23 protein-coding genes are annotated in these 23,783 nt (G+C 52.7%); 22 read left to right on the forward strand and 1 reads right to left on the reverse strand.

From position 1 onward, the window contains the following. The first annotated feature begins 640 nt into the window (after window positions 1–640). The 20 genes from miaB (at window position 641) to EL386_RS02995 (ending at window position 19,929) form a co-directional block, all read left to right on the forward strand. The gene (miaB, locus tag EL386_RS02900) at window positions 641–1,975 is read left to right on the forward strand and encodes a tRNA (N6-isopentenyl adenosine(37)-C2)-methylthiotransferase MiaB (RefSeq protein ID WP_126453166.1); all 1,335 of its coding nucleotides are present in this window, start codon (window positions 641–643) and stop codon (window positions 1,973–1,975) included. Between the two features lie 73 nt (window positions 1,976–2,048). Further along, window positions 2,049–3,044 carry a PhoH family protein gene (locus EL386_RS02905; protein ID WP_126453169.1) on the forward strand — a complete coding sequence of 332 codons (996 nt, stop codon included), beginning with the start codon at window positions 2,049–2,051 and terminating at the stop codon, window positions 3,042–3,044. Beyond that, window positions 2,986–3,522, forward strand: coding sequence for an rRNA maturation RNase YbeY (gene ybeY / locus EL386_RS02910; RefSeq protein ID WP_126453172.1), 537 nt, complete (start codon window positions 2,986–2,988; stop codon window positions 3,520–3,522). The genes EL386_RS02905 and ybeY overlap by 59 nt, the downstream gene beginning before the upstream one ends. An 83-nt stretch (window positions 3,523–3,605) precedes the next feature. Further along, a complete protein-coding gene (locus EL386_RS02915) occupies window positions 3,606–4,469 on the forward strand; it encodes an HlyC/CorC family transporter (protein ID WP_126453175.1) in 864 nt (287 codons plus the stop codon). Between the two features lie 17 nt (window positions 4,470–4,486). Further along, complete coding sequence (gene lnt, locus EL386_RS02920; RefSeq protein ID WP_172597593.1) at window positions 4,487–6,007, forward strand: apolipoprotein N-acyltransferase; 1,521 nt, start codon at window positions 4,487–4,489, stop codon at window positions 6,005–6,007. Window positions 6,008–6,095: 88 nt separating this feature from the next. Then, window positions 6,096–6,827 (forward strand): LSm family protein, encoded by a 732-nt coding sequence (locus tag EL386_RS15675; protein WP_197722138.1) that lies wholly within the window; start codon window positions 6,096–6,098, stop codon window positions 6,825–6,827. A 78-nt stretch (window positions 6,828–6,905) separates the two neighbouring features. Continuing rightward, complete coding sequence (locus EL386_RS02930) at window positions 6,906–7,205, forward strand: hypothetical protein (protein WP_126453180.1); 300 nt, start codon at window positions 6,906–6,908, stop codon at window positions 7,203–7,205. 47 nt (window positions 7,206–7,252) lie between these two features. Then, window positions 7,253–7,540, forward strand: a complete 288-nt coding sequence (locus EL386_RS02935) for a YciI family protein (RefSeq protein ID WP_126453183.1) — start codon at window positions 7,253–7,255, stop codon at window positions 7,538–7,540. 28 nt (window positions 7,541–7,568) lie between these two features. Continuing rightward, window positions 7,569–8,183 carry a DNA-3-methyladenine glycosylase I gene (locus tag EL386_RS02940; RefSeq protein ID WP_126453185.1) on the forward strand — a complete coding sequence of 205 codons (615 nt, stop codon included), beginning with the start codon at window positions 7,569–7,571 and terminating at the stop codon, window positions 8,181–8,183. A gap of 32 nt (window positions 8,184–8,215) precedes the next feature. Further along, window positions 8,216–8,770 carry a YcxB family protein gene (locus tag EL386_RS02945; RefSeq protein WP_126453188.1) on the forward strand — a complete coding sequence of 185 codons (555 nt, stop codon included), beginning with the start codon at window positions 8,216–8,218 and terminating at the stop codon, window positions 8,768–8,770. Window positions 8,771–8,945: 175 nt separating this feature from the next. Beyond that, a complete protein-coding gene (locus EL386_RS02950; RefSeq protein ID WP_126453191.1) occupies window positions 8,946–9,413 on the forward strand; it encodes a YehS family protein in 468 nt (155 codons plus the stop codon). Window positions 9,414–9,788: 375 nt separating this feature from the next. Further along, complete coding sequence (locus EL386_RS02955; RefSeq protein ID WP_126453194.1) at window positions 9,789–10,256, forward strand: (2Fe-2S)-binding protein; 468 nt, start codon at window positions 9,789–9,791, stop codon at window positions 10,254–10,256. Between the two features lie 22 nt (window positions 10,257–10,278). Next, entirely contained in the window at window positions 10,279–12,465 is a 2,187-nt protein-coding gene (locus EL386_RS02960) for a xanthine dehydrogenase family protein molybdopterin-binding subunit (RefSeq protein ID WP_126453197.1), read from the forward strand. 418 nt (window positions 12,466–12,883) lie between these two features. Next, window positions 12,884–14,026 (forward strand): lactonase family protein, encoded by a 1,143-nt coding sequence (locus EL386_RS02965; RefSeq protein ID WP_172597594.1) that lies wholly within the window; start codon window positions 12,884–12,886, stop codon window positions 14,024–14,026. 225 nt (window positions 14,027–14,251) lie between these two features. Then, entirely contained in the window at window positions 14,252–14,932 is a 681-nt protein-coding gene (locus EL386_RS02970) for a glutathione S-transferase family protein (RefSeq protein ID WP_126453203.1), read from the forward strand. Window positions 14,933–14,955: 23 nt separating this feature from the next. After that, window positions 14,956–15,609, forward strand: coding sequence for a peroxiredoxin-like family protein (locus EL386_RS02975; RefSeq protein WP_126453206.1), 654 nt, complete (start codon window positions 14,956–14,958; stop codon window positions 15,607–15,609). Between the two features lie 202 nt (window positions 15,610–15,811). Beyond that, entirely contained in the window at window positions 15,812–16,912 is a 1,101-nt protein-coding gene (locus tag EL386_RS02980; protein WP_126453209.1) for an NAD(P)-dependent alcohol dehydrogenase, read from the forward strand. A 33-nt stretch (window positions 16,913–16,945) separates the two neighbouring features. Next, on the forward strand, window positions 16,946–17,401 hold the full coding sequence (locus EL386_RS02985; protein WP_172597595.1) for an SRPBCC family protein: 456 nt from the start codon (window positions 16,946–16,948) through the stop codon (window positions 17,399–17,401). Window positions 17,402–17,467: 66 nt separating this feature from the next. Further along, window positions 17,468–18,616 carry an amidohydrolase family protein gene (locus tag EL386_RS02990; protein ID WP_126453216.1) on the forward strand — a complete coding sequence of 383 codons (1,149 nt, stop codon included), beginning with the start codon at window positions 17,468–17,470 and terminating at the stop codon, window positions 18,614–18,616. Between the two features lie 386 nt (window positions 18,617–19,002). Continuing rightward, the gene (locus EL386_RS02995) at window positions 19,003–19,929 is read left to right on the forward strand and encodes an NAD(P)-dependent oxidoreductase (RefSeq protein ID WP_197722139.1); all 927 of its coding nucleotides are present in this window, start codon (window positions 19,003–19,005) and stop codon (window positions 19,927–19,929) included. Between the two features lie 37 nt (window positions 19,930–19,966). Here the strand turns inward: EL386_RS02995 and EL386_RS03000 are convergent, their stop codons facing one another. Next, window positions 19,967–20,878, reverse strand: a complete 912-nt coding sequence (locus EL386_RS03000) for a LysR family transcriptional regulator (protein WP_126453219.1) — start codon at window positions 20,876–20,878, stop codon at window positions 19,967–19,969. A gap of 105 nt (window positions 20,879–20,983) precedes the next feature. Between EL386_RS03000 and EL386_RS03005 the strand changes: the two genes are divergently transcribed. Together EL386_RS03005 and EL386_RS03010 are read left to right on the forward strand one after the other, a co-directional pair. Further along, window positions 20,984–21,637: an FMN-dependent NADH-azoreductase gene (locus tag EL386_RS03005; RefSeq protein ID WP_172597596.1), complete on the forward strand. Its 654-nt coding sequence runs from the start codon at window positions 20,984–20,986 to the stop codon at window positions 21,635–21,637. Between the two features lie 280 nt (window positions 21,638–21,917). Then, window positions 21,918–23,474, forward strand: a complete 1,557-nt coding sequence (locus tag EL386_RS03010; protein ID WP_126453224.1) for a hypothetical protein — start codon at window positions 21,918–21,920, stop codon at window positions 23,472–23,474. Window positions 23,475–23,783: the final 309 nt, after the last annotated feature.

The raw sequence follows: 23,783 nt of genomic DNA on the forward strand, positions 1-23,783 counted from the left end.
ACGGGATTCTAAGAGCGCTTTAGAAAAAAGCGTTGACGCTGAATTGGCTCTTAAACCCCTTCGATGCAGCCGAGCCGCGCAGGAAATGGCCGGATAGTCACGTGCAGTCGACGCCGTTTGTAGGCGCGACTGGAAGTCGCAGTAAGCCGTTAAGCAAACGGGTGAGTTCTGCGCGTGCCGGACATTTCTGAGCAGTGAGGGAACTTGTGTATTCAGTGATAACTGAATACACAAGCAAATCGCGGGGCGTGCTTTCTTTGGTTACTTTCTTTGCACGAGCAAAGAAAGTGACACGCGCCCGGTGGGCGTGTAAAGAACAGCTGCCCTTAAAAACTTAAAAGCCTTTTGTTCATAAATGTCGGATTACACTAACACTAATCCGACCTACAGGATCTTCATGTGCGCAGCGCACATAATATCCTCTCATGCTCTCGCACGTCCATGTGCTTCGCAAAATAAGTACTTCCTGTACAAAACCCTAGCCCTCTCCCTCCGGGGGGGAGGGGACAAAAAACGCCTTGGAAAACCCCAAATAACCCCCCAAATAATACCCATGATAAAGAAGCAAAACACCCATTTAACTGGATAAAATCCAGCCAAAATGCTAATTTCCACCCCCGTTTTCCAATGTAATGCCCCTATGACACGCAAACTATTTATCAAGACCTTCGGCTGCCAGATGAACGAGTACGATACCTCGCGCATGGCCGATGCCCTGCGCGAGTCGCACGGTCTGGAGCGTACGCAGTCGCCGGAAGAGGCGGATGTGCTGCTGTTGAATACCTGCTCGGTGCGTGACAAGGCACAGGAGAAGGTCTTCTCCGAGCTGGGGCGCTGGAACAAGCTCAAGCTTGAGCGCCCGGAGCTGGTCATCGGCGTCGGCGGTTGCGTCGCCAGCCAGGAGGGCGAGGCCATCCGCCTGCGCGCGCCGTACGTCGATATGATCTTTGGCCCGCAGACCCTGCATCGCCTGCCGGAGATGCTCAGGCAGACCGAGCAGCAGCACAAACCCTGTATCGATGTCAGCTTCCCGGAGATCGAGAAATTCGACAACCTGCCGGAGCCGCGCGCTGAAGGGCCGACGGCCTTTGTCTCCATCATGGAAGGGTGTAGCAAGTACTGCACCTTCTGCGTGGTGCCGTACACACGTGGCGAGGAGGTCAGCCGGCCGTTTGATGATGTCATCGCCGAGGTCGCCGGTCTGGCCGCGCAGGGCGTGCGCGAGGTGAACCTGCTCGGCCAGAACGTGAATGCCTACCGCGGGCCGATGCACGACGGCGATGTCGCCGACCTGGCCTTATTGATTCGTTACGTTGCCGCCATCGACGGTATCGACCGTATCCGCTACACGACCTCGCACCCTCAGGAGGTCAACGATGCCCTCATCGAGGCCTACCGTGATGTGCCGGAACTGGTCTCGCACCTGCACCTGCCGGTGCAGTCTGGGTCGGACAAGGTGCTGGCGGAGATGAAGCGCAATCACACCGGTGAAGACTACCGGACATTGATCGCGCGCCTGCGTGAGGCGCGCCCGGACCTGAGCCTGTCGTCGGATTTCATTATCGGTTTTCCCAACGAGAGCGATGCCGACTTTGAGGCCACCATGCAGTTGATCGAGGACATCGGCTTTGACCATTCCTTCAGCTTCATCTACAGCCCGCGCCCGGGCACGCCGGCGGCGGACATGCCGGACAGCGTTGACCTCATCGTTAAGCAGGCCCGCCTCAGCCGCCTGCAGCGTCGCATCAGCGAGATGGCGGCGGCGATCAGCGAGTCGATGGTCGGCACAACGCAGAAGGTGCTGGTCACCGGCCCCGCGCGCAAGGACCCCGATGAACTCAGCGGTCGCACCGAGAATAACCGCGTCGCCAACTTCAAGGGCGATGCCTCGTTAGTCGGCAAGTTCGTTGAGGTACAGGTCACCGAGGCCTTCCCGAATTCCCTGCGCGGCGATTACCTGCGCACGGTAGCCTGATACCAGGCTGAGCAGCTTGCACGAACGCGGGCCATTCACTATCTTTTTATATAGTTAGCCACACGGAACGACATTGAGCCCACACCCACAATCGAACCAGTTTGTCCTCGACCCTCCTGATAACCAGCGGCTGGCCAATCTCTGCGGCCAGTTTGACGAACACCTGCGGCAGATCGAACGCTCGCTGGGGGTGGAGATCAATAACCGCGGCAACCAGTTCCAGGTCATCGGTGAAGGGGCCTCGGTGCGCGCCGCCGGCGAGGTCCTCAACAGCCTCTACGCAGAATCGGCGACCGAGACCCTCAATCCGGCCAGTGTGCACCTGTTGTTGCAGGGCACCGGGCTGGCCAATGTGGTGCAACCGGCACTTACCGACGAGCCGATCGTGATCCGTACCAAGCGCGGCCAGGTCAAGCCGCGCACGCCGAACCAGCAGCTCTATGTGAAGGCCATCCATCAACACGATATCAACTTCGGCGTGGGCCCGGCCGGTACCGGCAAGACCTACCTCGCCGTGGCCACCGCGGTGGAGGCCCTCGAGCGTGATGAGGTGCGCCGCATCCTGCTGGTACGCCCGGCGGTTGAGGCTGGTGAACGTCTAGGCTTTCTGCCCGGCGACCTCGCTCAGAAGGTCGACCCCTACCTGCGCCCGCTCTACGACGCCCTCTATGAAATGATGGGCTTCGAGAAGGTCGCCCGGCTCACTGAGCGCAATGTCATCGAGGTCGCACCGCTGGCCTATATGCGCGGCCGCACCCTGAACGAGTCCTTTGTCATCCTCGACGAGGCACAGAACACCAGCATCGAGCAGATGAAGATGTTCCTGACCCGCATCGGCTTCGGTTCCAAGGCCGTGATCACCGGGGATGTCACCCAGATCGACCTGCCGGCGCACCAGAAGTCTGGCCTGCGGCATGTCATCGAGGTGCTCAAGGATGTCGACGGCATCAGCTTCAACTTCTTCCAGTCCCGCGATGTCGTCCGTCACCCGCTGGTGGCCCGCATCGTTAATGCCTACGAGGATTACGAGCAGGCTAATCCCGACGCGGGCAATAAGCGTCGTGATTGAGGTCAGCCTCGAGGTCGCCAGTACGGCGAAAAACCTGCCCGAGGCGGCGCAAATCCGCGGCTGGGTCGAGGCGGTCCTGAAGGGCCGCCTGGCAGAGGCCGAACTGGGTATCCGTATCGTCGACGAGGACGAGAGCGCCGAGCTGAACCAGACCTACCGCGACAAACCCGGGCCGACCAATGTCTTGTCCTTCCCCTTCGAAATGCCCGACCTGCCGGCGGGTTTTGCCGCGGATGAGGCCGACCAGGCCCCAACTAACCTGTTGGGCGACCTGGTAATTTGTGCCCCGGTGGTGGCCCGCGAGGCGGTCGAGCAGGGCAAGCCGGCGGCGGCGCACTGGGCGCACATGGTCGTGCACGGTGTGCTGCACCTGCTCGGTTATGACCACCTGGATGCCGCCGAGGCCGCGGAGATGGAAGGCCTGGAACGTCAAATTCTTGCCGGGCTGGGGCTTGCCGACCCCTATGAGGCGATCTAAGCCGATGTAAAGTTTGGTCATTTTGTACAAAAAAGCGCTACAATGCGCGTCCTTTTAGAGACAGGGAGCGATTCGACAATCGCATGAACGAAGACCGATCTAGTAACGAGCCCACGCAGCGCTCCTGGTTTGAACGACTGGGGCAGGCGCTGATGGGTGAACCTCAGGACCGTGAACAACTCGTCGAGTTGTTACGCGACGCCGAACAGCGCAATCTCCTCAACCCCGATGCCCTCTCCATGATTGAAGGTGTCCTGCAGGTGTCTGAAATGCAGGTCCGTGACATCATGATCCCGCGTTCGCAAATGGTTATTATCGAACGCGAGGCGAAGTTGCAGGAATTCCTGCCGGTTGTCATTGAGGCCGCGCACTCCCGATACCCAGTGATTGGTGATAACAAGGATGAAGTCGTCGGCATGATGCTGGCCAAGGATCTGTTGCCCTTCACCGCCGGTGGCGAGGCCGACAACTTCAACCTGCGCGACATCCTGCGTCCGGCCGTGTTCGTGCCAGAGAGCAAACGCCTTGATGTATTGCTGAAAGAGTTCCGTTCCAGCCGTAACCACATGGCCATCGTCGTCGATGAATACGGCGGTGTCGCCGGTCTGGTCACCATCGAAGACGTGCTTGAACAGATCGTCGGCGACATCGAAGACGAGCATGACTTTGATGAAAACGCCGCTATCCTCAAGCTCAATAACGACGAGTTTACGGTCAAGGCCTTGACCGAGGTCGATGAGTTTAACGAGTACTTTGGCACTAACTACAGCGATGACGAGTTCGATACCATTGGCGGCCTGGTTATGAACAGTTTTGGCCATGTGCCGAAGCGTAATGAGATCGTCATTCTTGGAGAGTGGCAGTTCAGGGTCATGCGCGCCGACAAGCGTCGTGTGCACCTGCTCAAAGTGATACGTCTGCCGGATCAAGCAGATAGCGACGACTGAGCCAGCCTATGCACGCAGTGAGCAAGAGGGCTCAGGCACTCGGTAACAAGCTGCAGAACCTGTTAGCGATGTTGGCGGGGGCACTGAGCGTCGCGGCCTTTGCGCCCTTGAGCCTCTCCGTACTGGCCGTGCTTGGCCTGCTCGGCCTTTTCCTTCTCATCCCCTATGAACAACCCCGTCGTGCCGCCTGGCGGGGTTTTTACTTTGGCCTTGGCCTGTTCGGCGTCGGGACCTCCTGGGTCGTGATCAGCATTCACGAGTTCGGCCATTCACCCCTGCCGTTGGCCGTGGTCATGACACTGTTAATGGTCGTCTATCTGGCGCTGTTTCCGGCGTTGTTTGCCTGGGCCATGGCACGCACGCATGTCAACACCCACCCCTGGCGTTTTGTCCTGCTGGCGCCGGCATTATGGGTGGTGGGTGAATGGCTGCGTGGCAGCCTGTTCACCGGCTTCCCATGGCTGAACATCGGCTACAGCCAGATGGATACCTGGCTGGCGGGTTATGCCCCGCTGCTGGGTATTTATGGCCTCGGTGCCCTGGTGGTCACCACGGCGGCCCTGCTGTTTGTGGTCCGGCAACGGCCCGTACGGGCAACGGTCTGCCTGCTGGCCCTTTGGGGCGGGGGCCTGGCCCTGCAGTCGCAGGAATGGGTCGGCCCTAGCGGTGCGCCGATCCGCGTCAGTCTCTTGCAGGGCAATGTCTCGCAACACGAGAAGTGGCAGCCCGAGGTGCGCGCGCGCACACTCAGCCTCTACGAGCAACTGACCGAGCAGCACCTGGACAGCGACCTGATCATCTGGCCGGAGACGGCCGTGCCGGCGTTTTATCACGCCGTGGCCGAGAATTACCTCGCCGATATCCTCAATAGAGCAGGCGAGAGCCAGACCGACCTGCTCATAGGCGTGCCCATCAGGCAGGCCAGTGCCGACCCGGAACGGCCGCGTTACTACAATAGCGTGGTCGCACTCGGCGGCCAGTTTGCGGTCTACCACAAACAACATCTGGTACCGTTTGGTGAGTACGTGCCGCTGGGTGATGTGCTGCGCAGTATCGGTGGTGTCTTCAACCTGCCGATGTCGGATTTTTCGTCCGGTGGCCTGCAGGCCCCGCTGAATGTCGCCGGGCAACAGGCGGCGATCACGATCTGTTACGAGATCATCTTTGCTGAAGAAGTGCGCAAAAATATCGCCGCGGCGACGCTGCTAGTGAACGTCAGTAACGACGCCTGGTTTGGCCGCTCGCTGGCACCGCCGCAGCACTTTGAGATGGCACGCATGCGCGCCCTGGAAACCGGTCGGCCGCTGTTACGGGCCACCAATACGGGTATCACTGCCTTTGTCGATCACCGTGGCCGGGTGCAACAACAGGCACCGACCTTTAGCGTGCAGGTTCTCAGCGGCAGTGTGCAGCCTATGCAGGGCGTCACGCCTTATGTGCGTTATGGCAATGCCCCGGTCATGGCGCTGGCGCTGTTGTCCCTGCTCAGCGTCCTTAGCCTGGCGGCCTGGCGCGAACGCCACCGGGCAATGCAATAATCCGCCATACGCGAGCTTGCACTTTTATGCCTGTGGCATAAGCTGTATAAATAACAACAAGATTATAAATTATTAAAGAGGGCGGGATATGACTCCGGAAGCAATGGGTTTGTCACCAGTAATGATGGTACTGATAGGCGTGCTTGGCATTGTCACGCTGGTGAGCTTTATCTGGACCGTGGTGATCGCCTTCAAGGAACACGTCCTCTGGGGCTTTGGTGTGCTGTTCGTGCCACTGGTCATAGTCGTCTTCGGTATCATGTACTGGGACAAGGCCAAAAAACCCTTCCTGACCTATATCATCGCCTCCATCATCATGGGCGTGGTGTACTTCAGGATCTTCTACGCCATGTTTCAGCAGGCCGGGGTCATGGACCTGAATAGCCAGGTGCAGAGTGGCCAGATCACCGAGCAGGAGGCCAAGCAACGCATCCAGCAGCGCATGGCCGAGATGTTCGGTGTCGATGCCGGGCAGCCGCCCGCCACCGGGCAAGCACCTTCGGCCGAAGGTCAAATCAGCACCCTCACCGAGCAGATGAACGAACGCACCCAGCAGGCCGAACGCGAGGCCGCCGCCGCGGCACAGGCCCCGCAACGCATCAAGGTCTTTAATGCCTTCCGCGTCTCACAGGCGCGCCAGTATATCGGCGAAAAGGTCCGCGTCGTCACCAACAGTGGTATTGAAAAGCAGGGCAAGCTCAGGGAAGTGAAAAACGATCGTCTGGTGCTGGAGCGCAACCTGCGTGGCGGGGATTTTTCCTTTGAGGTGCTGTTTAAAGATATCAATACGCTAGAGGTGGAGAAGTGGGAGATGTTTTAAAAACAGGTCATTCGCACACTCGTCACGACGCGGGCTAACATACTGTTATGTGTAGTAGATATTAAGCATATTAATAAAATGCAATCGGAAGTCTTCGAAATAATTAAGTTTTATTCACTGGATATTATTTTGTTAATAGTTCCAGTAAGTTATATTATTGGTTCCACAATTAAAGGCTTTGAAACTAAAACCATCGTAATGTATGGCGCTGTTATTTCAATAGTGACAGGCCTTATTGTTCAAGTTCGTTACCCTGGCCATGCACATGTCCCGGGCTCTGAAGTATTTTTTGTGGTTTTAGTGTCGCTTGTTTGCTTTGCTGTTATGGCCATATGTATATTACTTAGAAAGTTATATTTAAATGGTAAAAACACATAACAAGCGGGTCAAGTTCGCTCTCTGCGATTACTGGGAGAAAATCCTCGATGTTTATCGTACTACTTAAGTTTTCTGACAACAAAGGCCAGGCCGGCCAATTCATGGAAGGCCACAACGATTGGGTCAAACGCGGGGTTGATGACGGCGTATTTTTGTTGGTCGGCAGCCTTCAGCCTAATTTGGGTGGTGGGATCGTGGCGCATAATACCTCGTTGTCAGACCTTCAAAGCCGGGTGAAGGCTGATCCGTTTGTGGCGGAAAATGTGGTCAGTGCGGAAATTCTTGAAATCACGCCGGCACAGGCCGATGAGCGGCTGAAATTCTTGCTCGACTGAATAAATTCAAACTGGGGACGGCAGACGCATGACCGCAGAGATAATAGTGGCTCCCGACGGCAAATCACGTTGCCGCTGGTGCAGTGCCGCACCGGAGTTTCTAGCCTATCACGACACCGAGTGGGGCTTTCCGGTCAGCGATGATCATCGTTTATTCGAGAAATTGAGTCTGGAGGCTTTCCAGTCCGGACTGAGCTGGCGCACCATCCTCGCCAAGCGCGAAAATTTCCGCGCCGCCTTCCGTGACTTCGATTTTGACAGGATAGCGCGCTTTTCCCAGCGTGACATCACTCGTTTACTCAAGGACGAAGGCATCGTCCGCCACCGTGGCAAGATCGAGGCGGTCATCAACAACGCGCGACAGGCGCGGGAACTCGTTAAACAGGAGGGCTCACTGGCCGCCTATATCTGGCGTTACGAACCTGAGGCGAAACAACTTGCCGCGCCGCAGACGGCCTCGACCTCGGCGGAATCGATTGCCTTGTCGAAGGACCTGAAAAAACGTGGCTGGAAATTCATCGGCCCCACCACGGTGTATGCCTTCATGCAAGCGATGGGGCTGATCAACGATCATGTTGAAGGCTGTGTGATCAGGGCCAAGGTTGGGCGCGCCCGCAAAAACTTTAAACGCCCCGGGCGCTGACATACGGCGCATTCTGAGAAGTGGATAAAACCATGAAACTAGAGTACTCGGTGTCTAGAAATGAGATGGGCGCTATCACACGCAGCATTACACATGCCATATGGAAACGGCCCGAGAATAACAAACGAAAGTATTTTCTCCAGGCGATAAGCATCCTGCTATGGATTCCCGTAGGTATTTTCATTGCCTATTCGTTCAGGGCCAAGGGTGATGAGTTTGCAAGCTGGGCCATATATGCTGTGGCTATGACGGTTGCTGTCGTCTGGGGTTATCGACTCTTGGAAAGATACATATTGAATACCCTGCCTGCAGAACCGGGCTCGTCACTTGGGCCAATGAACCTGAAAGCAGATGCTAGTGGCGTGACCGTGGAGACAAGTAACACCGCTAGCTTTACAAAATGGTCGGGCATAAAGGCGATCGAGGCGTCGGGAGAGTATGTGCTGCTCTTTATTGACAACCATGCGGCGCATTATCTTCCGCAAAGGGCGATTGGTAGTGAAACTGAAGTCAGCAGTTTTATAACCGCACTACAATCACTCAAGAATGATTACGCTACGAATTCCATAGGCTCAGAGAGCACGTAGAATCGCCGATGACATTTACCCAGAACAGCACGCGCGCGGGTCGTATTTTGCACGTTCGGTCCCTGGCGCCAGCCAACGCATGGTGTTTGTTCTGGACGTCTTGTCTCTAAACTATGCGATAATAATTTTTTGAGCCAAAATTTGTTTCAATGACCCTTTTAAGCAGGAAAACTTTGTGACCAATAACGACGTGTTACGCCGTATCCGCTATACCTTCGACTATAGCGATCCGAAGATGGTGGAAATCTTTGCCCTCGCCGACCATGTGGTGACGCGCGAACAGCTCAGCGGCTGGTTGAAAAAAGAGGATGACCCGGCCTTCCAGCCCTGCAGTGATACGGATCTGGCATCCTTCCTCAATGGCCTGATCAATGAACGCCGCGGCAAAAAAGAAGGCGCGCAGCCCGAGCCGGAACGGCGTTTAACCAACAACATTATCTTCAGGAAATTAAAAATCGCCCTGGACTTGCAGGCCGAGGATGTTGTGGAGATCCTGGCGCTGGCCGATGTAGAGATAAGCAAACACGAATTAAGCGCGTTTTTTCGCAAGCCCGGGCATAAGAACTACCGTGGTTGCCAGGACCAGATCCTGCGTAATTTTCTGAAAGGCATTCAGCTCATGTATCGCGATAGCGGTGGTTGAGCCGTATGGAGAGCATATAGAGTCCTCTCTCGTTGATGGGTAAACAAGGTAAGCCCCTTCGGAAATAGTAATCTTTTCCCCGCCGGGTGTTAGTTTGACATCAAATCTGGCCTCACCGTCGCGGCCGTTGTTTACAATCTACGCAAACCCTGCCACTACCGTGTTTCGTTCGGCCATACCCTCCTGTTTTTTGCTCGAAAATAGTCAATTGCATAGTTCTGCGCAAATGCCTACCTGTTTTATCGTCCAGTGTGAAGTAAAAGGGAAACCGGATAGGTTAAACCAAACAACAGCACGACTATCGGCGGGCAGTTGACGTTCAGGCAAGAAAGCAAGGCGCTGTCGCTATGCCGGTGAATTCCTGTGAGTTTATAAATGATTGACTTATCTATCAATGGCCGCCAATACAGCCTCCAGGTCGATGCAGATACCCCCCTATTGTGGGTACTTCGCGATCATCTGGGATTGACCGGCACTAAATTTGGTTGCGGCGTTGCACAGTGTGGCGCCTGCACGGTACACGTTGACGGCAAACCCGTGCGTACCTGTGTGACACCCATTGGGGCATTGGCGGGCAGCCATGTCTTGACCATAGAAGGCCTGGCGTCGGACGGCCTGCACCCCGTGCAGCAGGCCTGGCAGGAGATGGATGTGCCACAGTGTGGTTACTGTCAGTCGGGGCAAATTATGTCAGCAGTTGCCTTACTGCAAGAGACGGTGCTGCCGACCGATGCCGCCATCAATACCGCCATGAAGGGTAATCTTTGCCGTTGTGGTACTTACAAGAATATCCGCGCGGCCATTCATCGCGCCGCGCAGCTACAGGCACAGGCTAAGAAGTGACGAACTGTGAGTATCTGATTCGATGAACAGGCGAACATTCATCAAGGTGTCATTGGCGGCCGCGTCCGTTAGCGGAGGGCTGCTGCTCGGTTTCAATCTTGTTCAGCGTACACGTTTGGCATCTTCATCACCGACTGCATCAACGAAGGCCAGCCAGCAGGACGGCGTAGCGCTTGCGCCGAATGCATTTCTTCGAATTGGCACAGACAACACCGTAACCGTCATACTGCATAAGGCCGAGATGGGACAGGGCGTTTATACATCCCTGCCCATGCTTGTGGCGGAAGAACTTGAGGCGGATTGGGAGTCGATACGGGTTGAGATGGCGCCCGCGCACCCTGATTTTTACCATACCGCATGGGGGCCCTTTCAGGGTACCGGGGCAAGTACCAGTGTCACCTCCACCTGGGAGCAGCTGCGCACCACGGGGGCGGTCGCCCGGGAGATGTTGATCGCGGCGGCCGCTCGCCAATGGGGGATACCGATGGAGCGCTGCCAGGCCCGTCAGGGGCTGGTACGCGACAAGGCGACGGGCAGACAGCTGAGCTATGGTGAGCTGGCCATACTGGCCGCACAGATGCCGGTACCGGAAGTGGTCGCCCTGAAGGAACCAAAGGACTTCAAGATTATTGGTTCATCGGTAAAGCGACTGGATAGCGAAGCCAAAATCACCGGCACGGCTGAATACGGTATTGATGTAACCCTGCCGGGCATGCTGACCGCGGTCATCTTACGGCCACCGGTTTTCGGGGCAAAGGCAAAGTCACTTGAAACCGGGGCGGCCATGGCCGTCAAGGGTGTGCGCCATGTTGTGGTTATCAATGAGGGGGTTGCGGTGGTGGCCGATAATTTCTGGGCGGCGAAAAAAGGCCGAGACGCACTGGATGTCAAATGGGACCCGGAATTCAACCACAACCTGTCGACACAGGTCTTACGGGAAAAATATGCGGCCTTAGCCAGAACCCCGGGACGCCTTGCGCACGAACAAGGGCACACACAAACAACGAATGCCGCGACAAACCGACATTTGATGGCTGAGTACGAGTTGCCGTATTTAGCGCATGCGCCAATGGAGCCGTTGAACTGCGTCGCCCACGTGCAAGCCGACGGTTGTGATATCTGGACCGGCACGCAGATGCAAACCACCGATCAAAAGGCTGCAGCAGAGATAACGGGTCACGATATTAACGATGTCCGTATCCACACGACATTTCTTGGTGGCAGTTTTGGGCGTCGGGCGAATCCGCACGCTGACTATGTTCGTGAGGCGGTGCAGGTTTCCAAGACGATAGGAAATCTGCCGGTAAAGGTCATCTGGACCCGGGAGGATGATATACGTGGTGGCTATTACCGCCCCATGCATTTTAGCCGACTGGAAGCGGAATTGGACAAGGACGGCTATCCGGTTGTTTGGCGCCACCGCCTGATCGGTGAGTCCATCGTCAAGGGGACGCCATTCGAAAAGGCACTGACACATGACGGTATTGACCATCTATCTGTGGAAGGCGCCGCCGATCACCCTTATCACATAGCGAATCAACGCATCGAGTATCATCCCGTGGACAATGGCGTGCCGGTCCTCTGGTGGCGTTCCGTGGGTCACAGCTTTACGGCCTTTGCGGTGGAATCGTTTATCGACGAGATCGCGACGGCGGCCGGGCATGATCCCTATACGCTGCGCATGCACCTGCTCAAGGGACATAGCCGTCATCAACGAGTATTGAAAATGGCTGCAGAGAAGGCCGGCTGGGGAGGCAAACACCCGGCGGGCATGGCACAGGGGCTTGCGCTTCACAAGTCTTTCAAGAGTATCGTCGCCCAGGTGGCCGAGGTAAAGATTGAAGCCGATGGTTCGCCAACAGTCACGCGGGTGGTCTGTGTGGTGGATTGCGGTCTGGCTGTCGACCCACAGAATATACGCGCGCAGATGCAATCAGGAATTGTCTATGGGCTATCGGCGTTGTATGAGGAAATCACATTCAAGGAGGGACGTGTTCAACAGAGTAATTTTCATGATTATCCTGCCTTACGAATGGATAAGATGCCGAAGATCGAGGTGTATATTCTGGAAACCGGTACTGAAATGGGCGGTATCGGCGAAGTCGGGACCCCGCCTGTGGCGCCGGCCGTATGTAATGCCATCTATGCGGCGACGGGAAAGCGCCTGCGTCGTCTACCCATTAACCAGTCATTGCATACAGAAGCATAAGAAATATGTAGTACACATCAGCTCTGCCAACTTCCCGTGTCCATCGGCGGCCACCTCTGCGCACAATTAAAATTAATGTGAGCCGTACAAAGATGCTCATGTCTGCGCCAAATTTCCCTGCGTGTCACGCCCTCATGCATGCCACTGTCCAGTCGTCCAGTATACGGTGTGGGGCCGATAAGATTTAATCAAACAACGTAAAGCCGGGCCATTTCGATGCCAGATTATATGGCATTGACGGCGTGGCGCTGCGTGGTAACGAATGGCAGGGAAAAGAAGTGTACGGGTTAGGTTTAAGCACTATCGACCGATGCTAGTGCCTTTATCCAAAATCGAATCAATATTAGTACAACGTTAAGGGAAGGAGACTCAAATGCGTTACAGACAATTTTTAGCTATGGCACTATTGGCGTTAGGCATGATGACAGGCCTCGTGGCCAATGCGAGTGATGATTATCACTGGTTGAGCAAGTCCGGAGGGGTATTTGCGGCAACTAACTCTCCAGAGGATAACGAAATCCTCTTCTATCGTCGGGCATATGACGGCAGCCTGACATTCGTTGATAGATATTCGACAGGTGGACTAGGCACACCCATACAGACGCAGTTCGCCGGCCTGCCGGATCCACTGGCCTCGCAGGGCTCGGTAATTCTAAGTGACGACAAGCGCTGGCTGCTTGTTACTAACGCCGGCAGCAGTGAGCTGAGCCTCTTCCGAGTGTATCGGGATCGCCTGAAGCTTAGTGCCACGGTGGATTCAGGGGGTAAATTCCCGGTGAGTGTCACCGTGCATGATGACCTGGTTTATGTCATGAATGTGGGTGGCACCGGCAACATTGTGGGTTTTGAACTGGATGACGGGACGCTGCGAAAGATCCCCAATTCTGTGCGCACATTGAACCTGAACGGCCCGGATGTCCCTGATACGCTGACGACGCCGAGCCAGATCGGCTTTACGCCAGAGGGGGACAAAATCATTGTTGCCGCAAAGTCCGATGAGATTCACGTATTCGAGCTGAATGAAGATGGTACGCCCAGCGATGTGCCCGTTACGTCACCGTCAGGCGGCGTACTGCCATTCTCATTCGACTTCGACAGAGAAGGTAGATTATTTGTTGGTGAGGTATTCGGTAATGCGCCATTCGGTGTGCTTAATGCCGGCGCCGTGTCTTCATACAATTTGTTAGAAGACGATAGTTTACAGGTCATCAGCAAATCGGTCGATAACTTCCAGTTTGCGACGTGTTGGGTAGTGGTAGTTGGACCCTATCTCTATACGACCAACACGGAAAACAGCAATTTATCCGGCTACAAAATTGCGAAGGACGGTTCGCTTTCATTGTTGACGGCAGACGGCATTATCGCCAGCCCCGGCCCTGATACATTCCCGGCGGATATTGCGACAGCCAAAACCAAGTCGCGTCGCTATCTCTTCACGACCAATACGCTTAGTGGGACTATCAGTACCTTCCTTATAAACAAGGACGGTAGTTTGACCTTACTCGGTTCAGTTCCGGGTCTCCCGGTGGCTGACGGTGCCCAGGGGATTGCTGCCTATTGAGGCAGGAGAGAAACTTAGGCATAAGCGCGGGGCAGGCATTCTCTTGGATGTCTGTCCCGCTTTTTTTTGTGTTCTTAGATAGTTAGCCATATCGATTCTGCAATACCATCCAGGTTGAGTCATGCATTCCCCGCATGAATGTAGTGCCGAAGACAGTATGTCAGCACATCTTCATAGTCATTAGAATTTTAGTCCGATAACATTGCATAGCGAGTGAATTCCAATATGAGTCTTGAGGTGTACTGGATTAGTGGCAGTCCCTATTGCTGGAGTATTTTATTATTGCTCAAGGCAAAAGGTATCGATTTCGTATCAAAACTGCTCAGCGTTGACAAGCAAGAACACAAATCTGCAGATTTTCTGGAGCTAAATCCGCGCGGTAGTGTCCCGGTCATCCGTGATGGTGATTTGGTTGTGTCTGAGAGCCTTGCCATCCTGATGTACCTGGATGCCCGGTTTTCGCATGAGCCAATGTTCGGGCAAGATGCAGTGGCGATTGCAAAGATATGGCAGTCTATATCGGAATTCAATAGCTACGTAGTTGACCCCATGTACACGATGGCCAGTATGATATTCCGCAATACCGCGTCGGATAAACCTGACGAATTTGAGAATCTGACGACAAAGGTGACACCAGAATTCCAGCGTCTTGATGCGCTGCTGGATGACACATTATTTTTGGCCGGAGAGACTATTACCGCTGCGGATATAGTCGCCTATCCTCGGTTCGCGCATTTTTTATTAGCCATAACCGAACCGGAGGCGCAGCCACTCGCCCGACAGTTTCTCCCATTTAAGGATCACTATCCTTCTATTAGTCGATGGATGGGGCGGATTGAACGCTTACCGGGTTTTCAAGCTACCTTTCCCCCGCACTGGCGAGAACTCTCAGCATCTGCGTGCTGAGTAAGTCAAATCAAGGAGTGAACATGATGACTTTACAAGAGCAACTGGAGCAGGTGACCAATGACACATTACCGCAGCTGCCCGCAGCCATTTTACAGAAAGTCGATGGTGGCTATAGGTCAATGCTTGACATGGAGTTGGAGAGTTTTGCGCTTGGCGTCAATGATATGGCGCCGGATTTCTCATTGCCCAATGCGTACGGTGAGCCCCAACAACTTTCAGAACTCTTGCGTACCGGTAGTGTGGTGTTGACGTTCTACCGCGGGATCTGGTGCCCATATTGCCAGGTCCAGCTACGTGCCTATCAGAAAATATTGCCTGAGATGCGGGAAAATGGTGCTCATCTTATAGCCATCTCTCCCCAGGTTCCGGATACATCTCTGCAGACACAGAATGAATGGCAACTGGGCTTCGAAGTGCTGAGTGACGTAAAGAATGTTGTCGCGGGTCGATACGGTATTTGTTATGACATTCCCCGTGACCATGTCGACTTACTGGAGATCATCGGCTTTTCTCTGGAAAAAAATTATGAAGACGAACGAGCTATATTACCGCTGGCGGCCACCTTTGTAATCGACAGGGGCGGGTATATCCGCTGGTGTTTCGTCGATCGTAATTACCGCAAGCGAGCCGAGCCTGAAGCAATTCTGGCAGCGATTAAAGCACTGCGCACATAATATAGCTGTATGCAATTGGCTGTGACGTATCTCGTTGTGCGTGACGAGTACGATTGCCTGGTGCGGCATGCCATAGCTGACACAAAGTGATTTCAGTGCCGAGTCATGAGAAGACCTACTGTACACCTGGCCAGTATACGTTACCCGTCATATCCTGTTTTATAGATATTCATGAAGGCATTTCAGGAATAGGAGAGAATTGATGGCGATGTTGGCAACAGCGGCGGTTGTCCATGAAGCGAATGGACCGTTTTCATTTGAAGACGTTGAAATTGAAGATCTGCGTAGTGACGAAGTCCTGGTAAGGATCGAAGCCAGCGGTATTTGCCACACGGACCTTGTCGCGCAACGACTGACCCCGTTGCCTGCGGTTTTTGGTCATGAAGGGGCGGGGATTGTGGAAGCAGTAGGTTCCGCCGTCAGCAGGGTAAAAAAGGGTGAACGGGTAATCATCTCGTATCCATTCTGTGGCATGTGCGCCTCATGCATGGAGGGCCATCCGTATCATTGTGACGATCATATGTCATTAGGTTTTGCGGGCACCCGTCATGATGGTAGTCACACCATCAAATCTAGTAGTGGCCCCATGTCAGGTGCTTTCTTTCAGCAGTCGTCGTTTGCCAGTTATTCGATTACGCCTGAACGAAATGTCATTCCCGTCGGTGCAGATCATATGCCGGCAATGCTGGCGGCTATCCCGTGCGGCGTGCAAACGGGTGCAGGGTCTATCTTGAATACGTTGAAGGTGGGCCCAAAAGAAGGCCTGGCTGTATTTGGAGCGGGCAGTGTAGGTTTGAGTGCAATAATGGCGGGTAAACTGGTCGGTGCGTCACCCTTGATTGCGGTTGATGTTGTTGAAGAACGGCTCAACCTGGCCTATGAGCTCGGGGCGACCCACGTCATCAATGCCCGTGACGGCGATGTCGTCGCGCGTATTCTGGAAATCGCCCCTAAGGGGGTCAACTTTTCGTTAGAGACGTCGGCGAATGAACAGGCATTGAACGATGCGATTGGCTGCCTGAGTACGGGAGGGCAATGTGGGATGGTGATCGCGCCACACTTTGGGGAAACCTATCCGTTTTCGCCGACCGAAATATTCAGGCGGGCAGCCAGTTTGAAAGGCATTATACAGGGCTCATCGGTGCCCAATACATTTTTGCCAAAACTCATTGAATTTAACAGGCAAGGCAGATTCCCCTATGACCGACTGATAACCACCTATGATTTTTCTGATATTAACCGTGCGATAGACGAAATGAAAAATGGTAAGACTATCAAGCCGGTGCTTCTAATGGATAAATAGAAGTTGTATTCGAAATATGAAGGAGAACAGCATTTGCAAAATGTATCAGTAAAGATTTACGTAAGCGCTATCATCAACGCCCCTGTGGAACAGGTATGGAATCGTGTAAGGAGTTTCTGTCCAACATGGCACCCGGACGTAGTCGATTGCCATATCGAGAATGACGAGGGGGATACTAGCGTTGGCTGTATCCGGAATTTCCACGTTCAGGATGGCGGTAATGTGCGCGAGCAATTACTGGCATTAACGGATGTGGGCCGAAGTTATTCATACACCATTATTGAATCGCCGATGCCAGTACATGGTTACGTGGCTGAGCTTAAGTTGCAGCCTGTAACAGAAGGGGGTACTACCTATGCGCAGTGGACCGCGGACTTCGAATGTCCGGCTGAAGAACGGGAAAACCTCGAAAATCTCATCCAAGGTATATTCAAGCGTGGCTTAGACACCCTGCAAACAAGGGTGCCAAAAAAAACCGCCAATATGTAGATACCCTGATGAGCACAAGACAACAATCCAGTTTAAAAACAATTCTTTATTGCCGGAGTACATGACATGGACAGTCAGCGCCGTAAAATACTACGTTCAACACTAGCCTTGTCTGCAGGCTCTCTGGTGGGTCAAACCACCCTTGCAGGTGGGCTTGGTTCCTCTGCGCCCCCAACCGGTTTGAGGCGCATCGCCATTGAAGAGGCATTCGCAACACCCGAGTTATTTGAACAGTGGCAAACTGTACTGGCAGACCCGGCATCCCATGAACCCGGTTTTAAGGCACTGTATCGCCCATTTCTTAATAGCCCTGCGACCCGACCAATACGCGATAGGCTATTAGACCTAGGCGAGCTGCGTCTGAATGATATGAAAAATGCAGGTGTTGATTTCCAGGTGCTATCCATCACGGCGCCGGGCCTTCAGGTGTTCTCACCTGCTAAAGCCACATCGTTTGCCCAGAAGACCAACGATCGATTGGCAGAGGTGGTACAGGAGCATCCACAGCGTTTTGCCGGGCTGGCCGCAGTGGCGCCACAAGCGCCGGGCCAGGCCGCACGGGAGTTAGAGCGGGCGATCACCTCGCTTGGCCTTAAAGGGGCGATCATCAATTCACATACGCAGGGCCGCTACCTGGATGATAAATACTATCGTGTGATCTTCGAAACTGCACAGGCACTCGATGTCCCGATTTATTTGCATCCACGCACGCCATCGCCCGACATGATGGCCCCCTATTCGAACTATGGCCTTGAGGGAGCAGGGTGGGGATTTGCAGCCGAGACCAGTTTGCACGCCATGCGCCTAATCCTTAGCGGGCTATTCGATGAATTGCCCAGGTTGAAGATCATCCTGGGACACCTCGGTGAGGGACTGCCATTTTGGTTATCGCGAATCGATAGTCGTTTTGCTAACAAGACCTGGACAGATTTAGATAGCTCGGGAAGTTTGCGACGCCTGAAGAAGGCGCCAAGCGAATATATCAGGGATAACTTTTATATCGCTACCAGCGGTATGCATTGGCACCCTGTGCTGATGTTTGCCCATTCGGTCATTGGTGCCGATCGCCTCTTATTTGCGGCCGATTATCCCTACGAATCGTCCGCAGAAGCGGTAAGACAACTCGATAGTGCACCAATGAGCGATAAGGATAAAAAGAAGATATATCAAACAAACGCTGAATCTCTATTAAAACTCTCAACCAGTATATCCTGACCGGCAGTATCAATAACACAGGGCATTTCAGTTGATGGTTGATGCCGAAATCCCATTCTTCAGCCCCGTAGGATGAGAGAGAGATTAATGCGAGTCACGCACTACTGCCTTGCCCCTGAAGGGGTTTTTGAGTGGTGGTGATGGGCCTAGGCTGTACTTTGACAAGGGATTGTCTAGGACTAGTCCACCTTATTGTGGGGCATGCGGTGTTGTATAGACGATACCGGGTGCCTTTATGGTCGCGATTGTGTGAACGGCCCCTAGTGAGCAGAGGGATTGCATACGATCTTGCGTAAAATGGATGCCGGCGTATTGAAAACTCATGGATTAACCTTGGGTAGATGCCCGGCAATGATTGAGTAGCGTCGTATAGGTAGGAGACCAGGATGATGACAGAAATTGCAGTATTAGGTCTGGGGGCCATGGGTTCACGAATGGCGCGTAAACTCATTGAGGCCGGCTATCGAGTGGTTGGATACAATCGTACCCCGGATAATGCCGGGATTTTAGAGGCAGAGGGCGTGCATTTCGCAAATAGCCCTAGAGAAGCTGCCGCACAGGCTGACATTGTAATCAGTATGGTTAGCGATGATGCCGCCTCACGTGCTATTTGGTTATCACCAGACTCAGGTGCGGTGCACGGATTGCGCCCTGGTAGTATTGTGATTGAATCGAGCACGCTCTCACTTCAGTGGATACACGATCTTGGGACAGTCATTAGACAACATGGCGCGGAATTTCTGGACGCCCCGGTGGCCGGTTCCAGACCTCAGGCTGAGGCAGGTCAATTAATTTATTTCGTGGGTGGGTCGGAACAGGCCCTTGAAAGAACCCGCGAGGTGCTTTCCACAATGGGCGCTACGGTGCATCATGTTGGGCCGAATGGTTCCGGTATAATGATGAAACTCGCGGTCAATGCGATTTTTGGGATCCAGGTGGCGGCTTTCGCTGAAATGCTGGGAATGCTTGAAAAATGCGGTATTGCGATTAAGGATACGGTACAGATATTGAATGAATTGCCTACTACTAGCCCGGCGCTAAAGAATGTTGCGAATCAGATGGCGCAACAAGCCTTCTCGCCCCTTTTTCCAATTGATTTAGTGGAGAAAGATTTTCGTTATGTGCTGGAAGCCGCAATAGGTGCTGGCGCATTGGTGCCGACATCGAATACCGTCCAGGAAGTCTTTATGAATGCCAAGCTACAGGGTTACGGCGAGGACAACATTTCTGGCGTCGTCCAACTCTATACTTCTGAGTCGAACGAACAACGGGGAAGAAATCAAGAGGGCGTCTCGCAGAGTCAGGTTAACTGACAGGAACTAACCGTGAATACGCCATATCCATAATAGCCTACTCCCACGGGAGGCCGGCGCGAAACTTGTCCTTCATGAAATTGACAAATACGCGCACCTTAAGGGGCAAATAACTGCGTGATGGATATAACAACCACGCAGAGGAGTCAAATTCTGTGGCGGTAACATCATAATCAGGAAACAGGTCTACAAGCGATCCATTTTCCAGTTCTTGCCAGACGACCCAGCGTGGTAATAGTACCAGGCCCATGTCAGCCATGGCAGACTGTTTGAGAGAAAATGCATTGGAAATATAGCAACGCCCATGGACAGGTACCTCGTAGACCCGCCCCGTCTTATCACGAAACCGCCAACGGGAACTATATCCTGGAAGCGGGAATAGCAGGCAATTGTGCTGCTCAATATTGGCGAGTGTTTCTGGCCTGCCGTATTTTTTAATATAGGCCGGACTTGCGCAAACGACAAACATGAGCTCGCACAATTGTGTCGCAACAAAGGAAGAATCTGTAAGTGGTCCCAGGCGTAGGGCAACATCTATGCGCTCGGATAGTAAATCCACCATGTGGTCGTCCATTGAAATTTCGAATGTTAAGTCCGGGTACAAGGTTGATAATTCTGGCAACAGAGGGATAAGGGTGATCTGACCGAAGGTAACAGGTGTGGTAATTCGTAGCGTACCGCGCGGGTGTTCGCTAAGATCAGCGGCCATCGAGTGCGCGCGTTCGAGCTCATCCACCAATGGCTCGACATGTTCGTAATAAATAATACCAGCCTCAGTCGGTTCAAGGCGACGGGTGCTACGCTGGAACAACCTGACACCCAACTCTTCCTCGAGGGAGGAAATGGCGCGCGAAATAGAAGATGGCGCGACATCCTTCTCCCTAGCGACTGCGGCAAAACTACAACGACGCATGACTTCAACGAAAGTGCGTAATATCTCGATATCCATTCGTGCATTATATGCACAATTGCAATGTTGTGAAACGCCTTTCTGTTACAGCACTCATTCACTACAGTCATGCTACATGAGATAACTCAATGGAGGAGAAAACTAATGTCACGAATATTACGTATTGATGCCAGTTCACGAAGCCACGGCTCTTTTTCAATGGAGTTTGCGGACTATTTTCAGAAAAAATGGCTGGAGCAGCACCCGGATGATGAAATCGTCGTACGTAATCTCGCTAAAGACGCGATTCCGCACATTGACGAGAATTGCATTACGGGATTCTATACACCCAAGGAACAGCACACCGATGCATTGAAAAGTGCGACTCGCTTATCGGATACGCTTATCGACGAATTGCTGTCCGCTGATGTACTGCTAATCAGTACCCCAATGTATAATTTCTCTGTGCCCTCCGCGCTAAAGGCCTGGATCGACCAGATAGTCAGAATTGGCCACACCTTTAATTTTGATGCGGACAAAGGGCTTTACGGTCTGGTTGAGGGTAAACGTGCCTATGTTGTTACAGCAAGTGGCGCTGTGTTTTCTAATCCTGAAATGGCTGCGTATAATTTCCTGGATCCGTATCTTAAAACCCTGCTAGGATTTCTTGGTATCGGTGATGTGAACTTTATATCAATAGAAGGAACAACCACGGATGAAAAGGCGCTAGAGAAAAGCAAACAACAGGCGATAAAAGAGATAGATGACCTGGTCTGTCAAGTGCCTGATGAGGCTCGCCTGGCACAGGCAAGCAACTAGCAGAAAACATACCGATAATCAGCCTGGCCGCCTCAGCGTGGCCAGGCTTTTTTTTGGCTCCTCACCCATTAATGTCAGAACCATTGCCAATGCCGGCACTCATTCAATGTGTGATTACACTATCTTTATGCTTGCACCACAGGCAGGCACATCGCAAATACGACACTGTCCACATGAACAGCTATCTTACTGACGGTTTTCAGAATAAATTGAGTCTGTAGAAATATGTAATCGATGTGAAAAGGAATTCAATTTTATCTGATGCTAGAGGAGATATGAGATGAACGCTGATACTTTCGTTTTAGATGCTGAGCTAAATAAACTTGCGTTAGAGGCGCTTGATAATGAGGTAACACAATCGTCTCCTGGTGAGCATGCAATTGCGCCATCGATTAGCAACAAGCCCTACGACAATCTTGAATCAGATGTGCTGCGTCACGCACATGAGAACGATGGAATCATCTCGGATTACCTAAATCATGGTGAGACGGTAGTTGGTTATGGATATGGGGGAAGTGAATCCATGACGCTCTTCGTCAAGAAAGAGTCAGGTGCAATCATTGTGCGAAAAGTGCTTAGTGAGTTTCTGTTGACGACAAAATGGCATCGTGATGGCACGGATGTAATGCTGCACCCATGTGTCAAGGCAAAACGCCAAACACGATATCTGATGAATCTGCCGAACGCCGTAAAGTCTCTTTTGCCGGAGGTGTTGGATGTGTTAGAAAGGCAGAAGGTAGTGGCCGAACATGGTAACAAATCCTACTATGAATTGTCATATGACATGTCATATATACCGGGTATTGAGTTAAGCAAATTTATACGGGAATATAAGCCTTCTCCAAAAGTTGTGGCGATTTTATATGCCGAAATCTTCAGGTATTTGAGAGTCACGTTACATGGTCAGCGGCGTCGAATACCAAAAGGACCGACCCTGGAGCAATCCTATTTTTCCAAGATTGAAAGACGGCTGGGGCTATGTAAAGAAACATCGCCCATCACATTCTCAGATGCCTTATTAGAGGCTGATGAAATTATTCTGAACGGAAAAAGGCTGAGAAATGTAAAGACCTTGCTTCGGTGTTTCCGAGGCAATCCGGCATACAATAGAGTATTAGAACCACGATTCCACTCCCTGGTGGTCGGTGACACTAATACAGAGAATATAAAGATAGGCAATATCGAACCCCTGCTGAAAAACCATGAAGATGCAAGTTTTCACAACCCTCCGTTCACAGCAGAAGAACTCGAAGTTAAATTTCTTGATCCGCGGGCGATTGGGTTTCATGAAGAGGGGATTGACACGGGCCTGGATGACCCGATGTATGACAATAAGCCATGGCACAATAGTCTTGGGAACTATGACAAAATTCACGGAGAGCACTTTGATCTAACATTCGAGTTGCACGAGGGCGTACCGAAAATAGATATCAATTTCCATGATGAACACCCCTACGTTCAATCGTATGATGGTATCGACGAATACTTTGCTGATGCTATAACGGCTGCTTGGGATTTGCATAATCCAGAGTCTGATGTGCTCAAGAATGATCCATATTGGTTGTTCCGTTTCGTCTTTGTAATGGGGACGCATTTTATGGCGATGCCGCCATATCATTTTGGTAAAACCAAGGAAGGTGAATTATTGGACAGTGTTGACCATCAGAAAAGGCCATTGGCGGTATATGCAGAAGGCATCAAGTGGCTAAACCTGGCGTTGGATATGCTAGAAGGAAAAATAGACAATGTATGGGGTATTCCTGTGCCAAGGCTTAACGTAGGCGATGCGATGTCTTCGAATGCCTTCCGTGCTGGTAAGGCGACATTTGTCGCATGAGTCACCACCACCCACGAAGACCTCGTGAATCATGTATCGGATAAGCAGTTATGCGTCTATTGCGACCAAACCCGTTTCGTGAGGCAGAATATGCCAACTATGAACTACTTCCTTCGTGGGCGCCTACAACGGCTACGAATGGCTTTGCAAGTCCATGGCATAAATATGTGCACGGCCTTGGTCTTGGGCACGGGATAACTGGCTACGATGCTAATAATGCTGACAAATTGTGCGCTCTGGATAAGATATTACTGTCCACACACCGAACGCAGTATCAGACATTCATTCACAGACTTCTGAATTGGGTCC

Source organism: Sulfuriflexus mobilis (genome assembly GCF_003967195.1).
Lineage (GTDB): Bacteria > Pseudomonadota > Gammaproteobacteria > AKS1 > AKS1 > Sulfuriflexus > Sulfuriflexus mobilis.

Bases quoted from the DNA above. Each gene is read 5' to 3' on its own strand.
- miaB (WP_126453166.1), top strand. From the start codon at position 641: ATGACACGCAAACTATTTATCAAGACCTTCGGCTGCCAGATGAACGAG.
- ybeY (WP_126453172.1), top strand. From the start codon at position 2,986: ATGCCTACGAGGATTACGAGCAGGCTAATCCCGACGCGGGCAATAAGC.
- EL386_RS02915 (WP_126453175.1), top strand. From the start codon at position 3,606: ATGAACGAAGACCGATCTAGTAACGAGCCCACGCAGCGCTCCTGGTTT.
- EL386_RS15675 (WP_197722138.1), top strand. From the start codon at position 6,096: ATGACTCCGGAAGCAATGGGTTTGTCACCAGTAATGATGGTACTGATA.
- EL386_RS02930 (WP_126453180.1), top strand. From the start codon at position 6,906: ATGCAATCGGAAGTCTTCGAAATAATTAAGTTTTATTCACTGGATATT.
- EL386_RS02935 (WP_126453183.1), top strand. From the start codon at position 7,253: ATGTTTATCGTACTACTTAAGTTTTCTGACAACAAAGGCCAGGCCGGC.
- EL386_RS02940 (WP_126453185.1), top strand. From the start codon at position 7,569: ATGACCGCAGAGATAATAGTGGCTCCCGACGGCAAATCACGTTGCCGC.
- EL386_RS02945 (WP_126453188.1), top strand. From the start codon at position 8,216: ATGAAACTAGAGTACTCGGTGTCTAGAAATGAGATGGGCGCTATCACA.
- EL386_RS02955 (WP_126453194.1), top strand. From the start codon at position 9,789: ATGATTGACTTATCTATCAATGGCCGCCAATACAGCCTCCAGGTCGAT.
- EL386_RS02960 (WP_126453197.1), top strand. From the start codon at position 10,279: ATGAACAGGCGAACATTCATCAAGGTGTCATTGGCGGCCGCGTCCGTT.
- EL386_RS02965 (WP_172597594.1), top strand. From the start codon at position 12,884: ATGATGACAGGCCTCGTGGCCAATGCGAGTGATGATTATCACTGGTTG.
- EL386_RS02970 (WP_126453203.1), top strand. From the start codon at position 14,252: ATGAGTCTTGAGGTGTACTGGATTAGTGGCAGTCCCTATTGCTGGAGT.
- EL386_RS02975 (WP_126453206.1), top strand. From the start codon at position 14,956: ATGATGACTTTACAAGAGCAACTGGAGCAGGTGACCAATGACACATTA.
- EL386_RS02980 (WP_126453209.1), top strand. From the start codon at position 15,812: ATGGCGATGTTGGCAACAGCGGCGGTTGTCCATGAAGCGAATGGACCG.
- EL386_RS02990 (WP_126453216.1), top strand. From the start codon at position 17,468: ATGGACAGTCAGCGCCGTAAAATACTACGTTCAACACTAGCCTTGTCT.
- EL386_RS02995 (WP_197722139.1), top strand. From the start codon at position 19,003: ATGATGACAGAAATTGCAGTATTAGGTCTGGGGGCCATGGGTTCACGA.
- EL386_RS03000 (WP_126453219.1), bottom strand. From the start codon at position 20,878: ATGGATATCGAGATATTACGCACTTTCGTTGAAGTCATGCGTCGTTGT.
- EL386_RS03005 (WP_172597596.1), top strand. From the start codon at position 20,984: ATGTCACGAATATTACGTATTGATGCCAGTTCACGAAGCCACGGCTCT.
- EL386_RS03010 (WP_126453224.1), top strand. From the start codon at position 21,918: ATGAACGCTGATACTTTCGTTTTAGATGCTGAGCTAAATAAACTTGCG.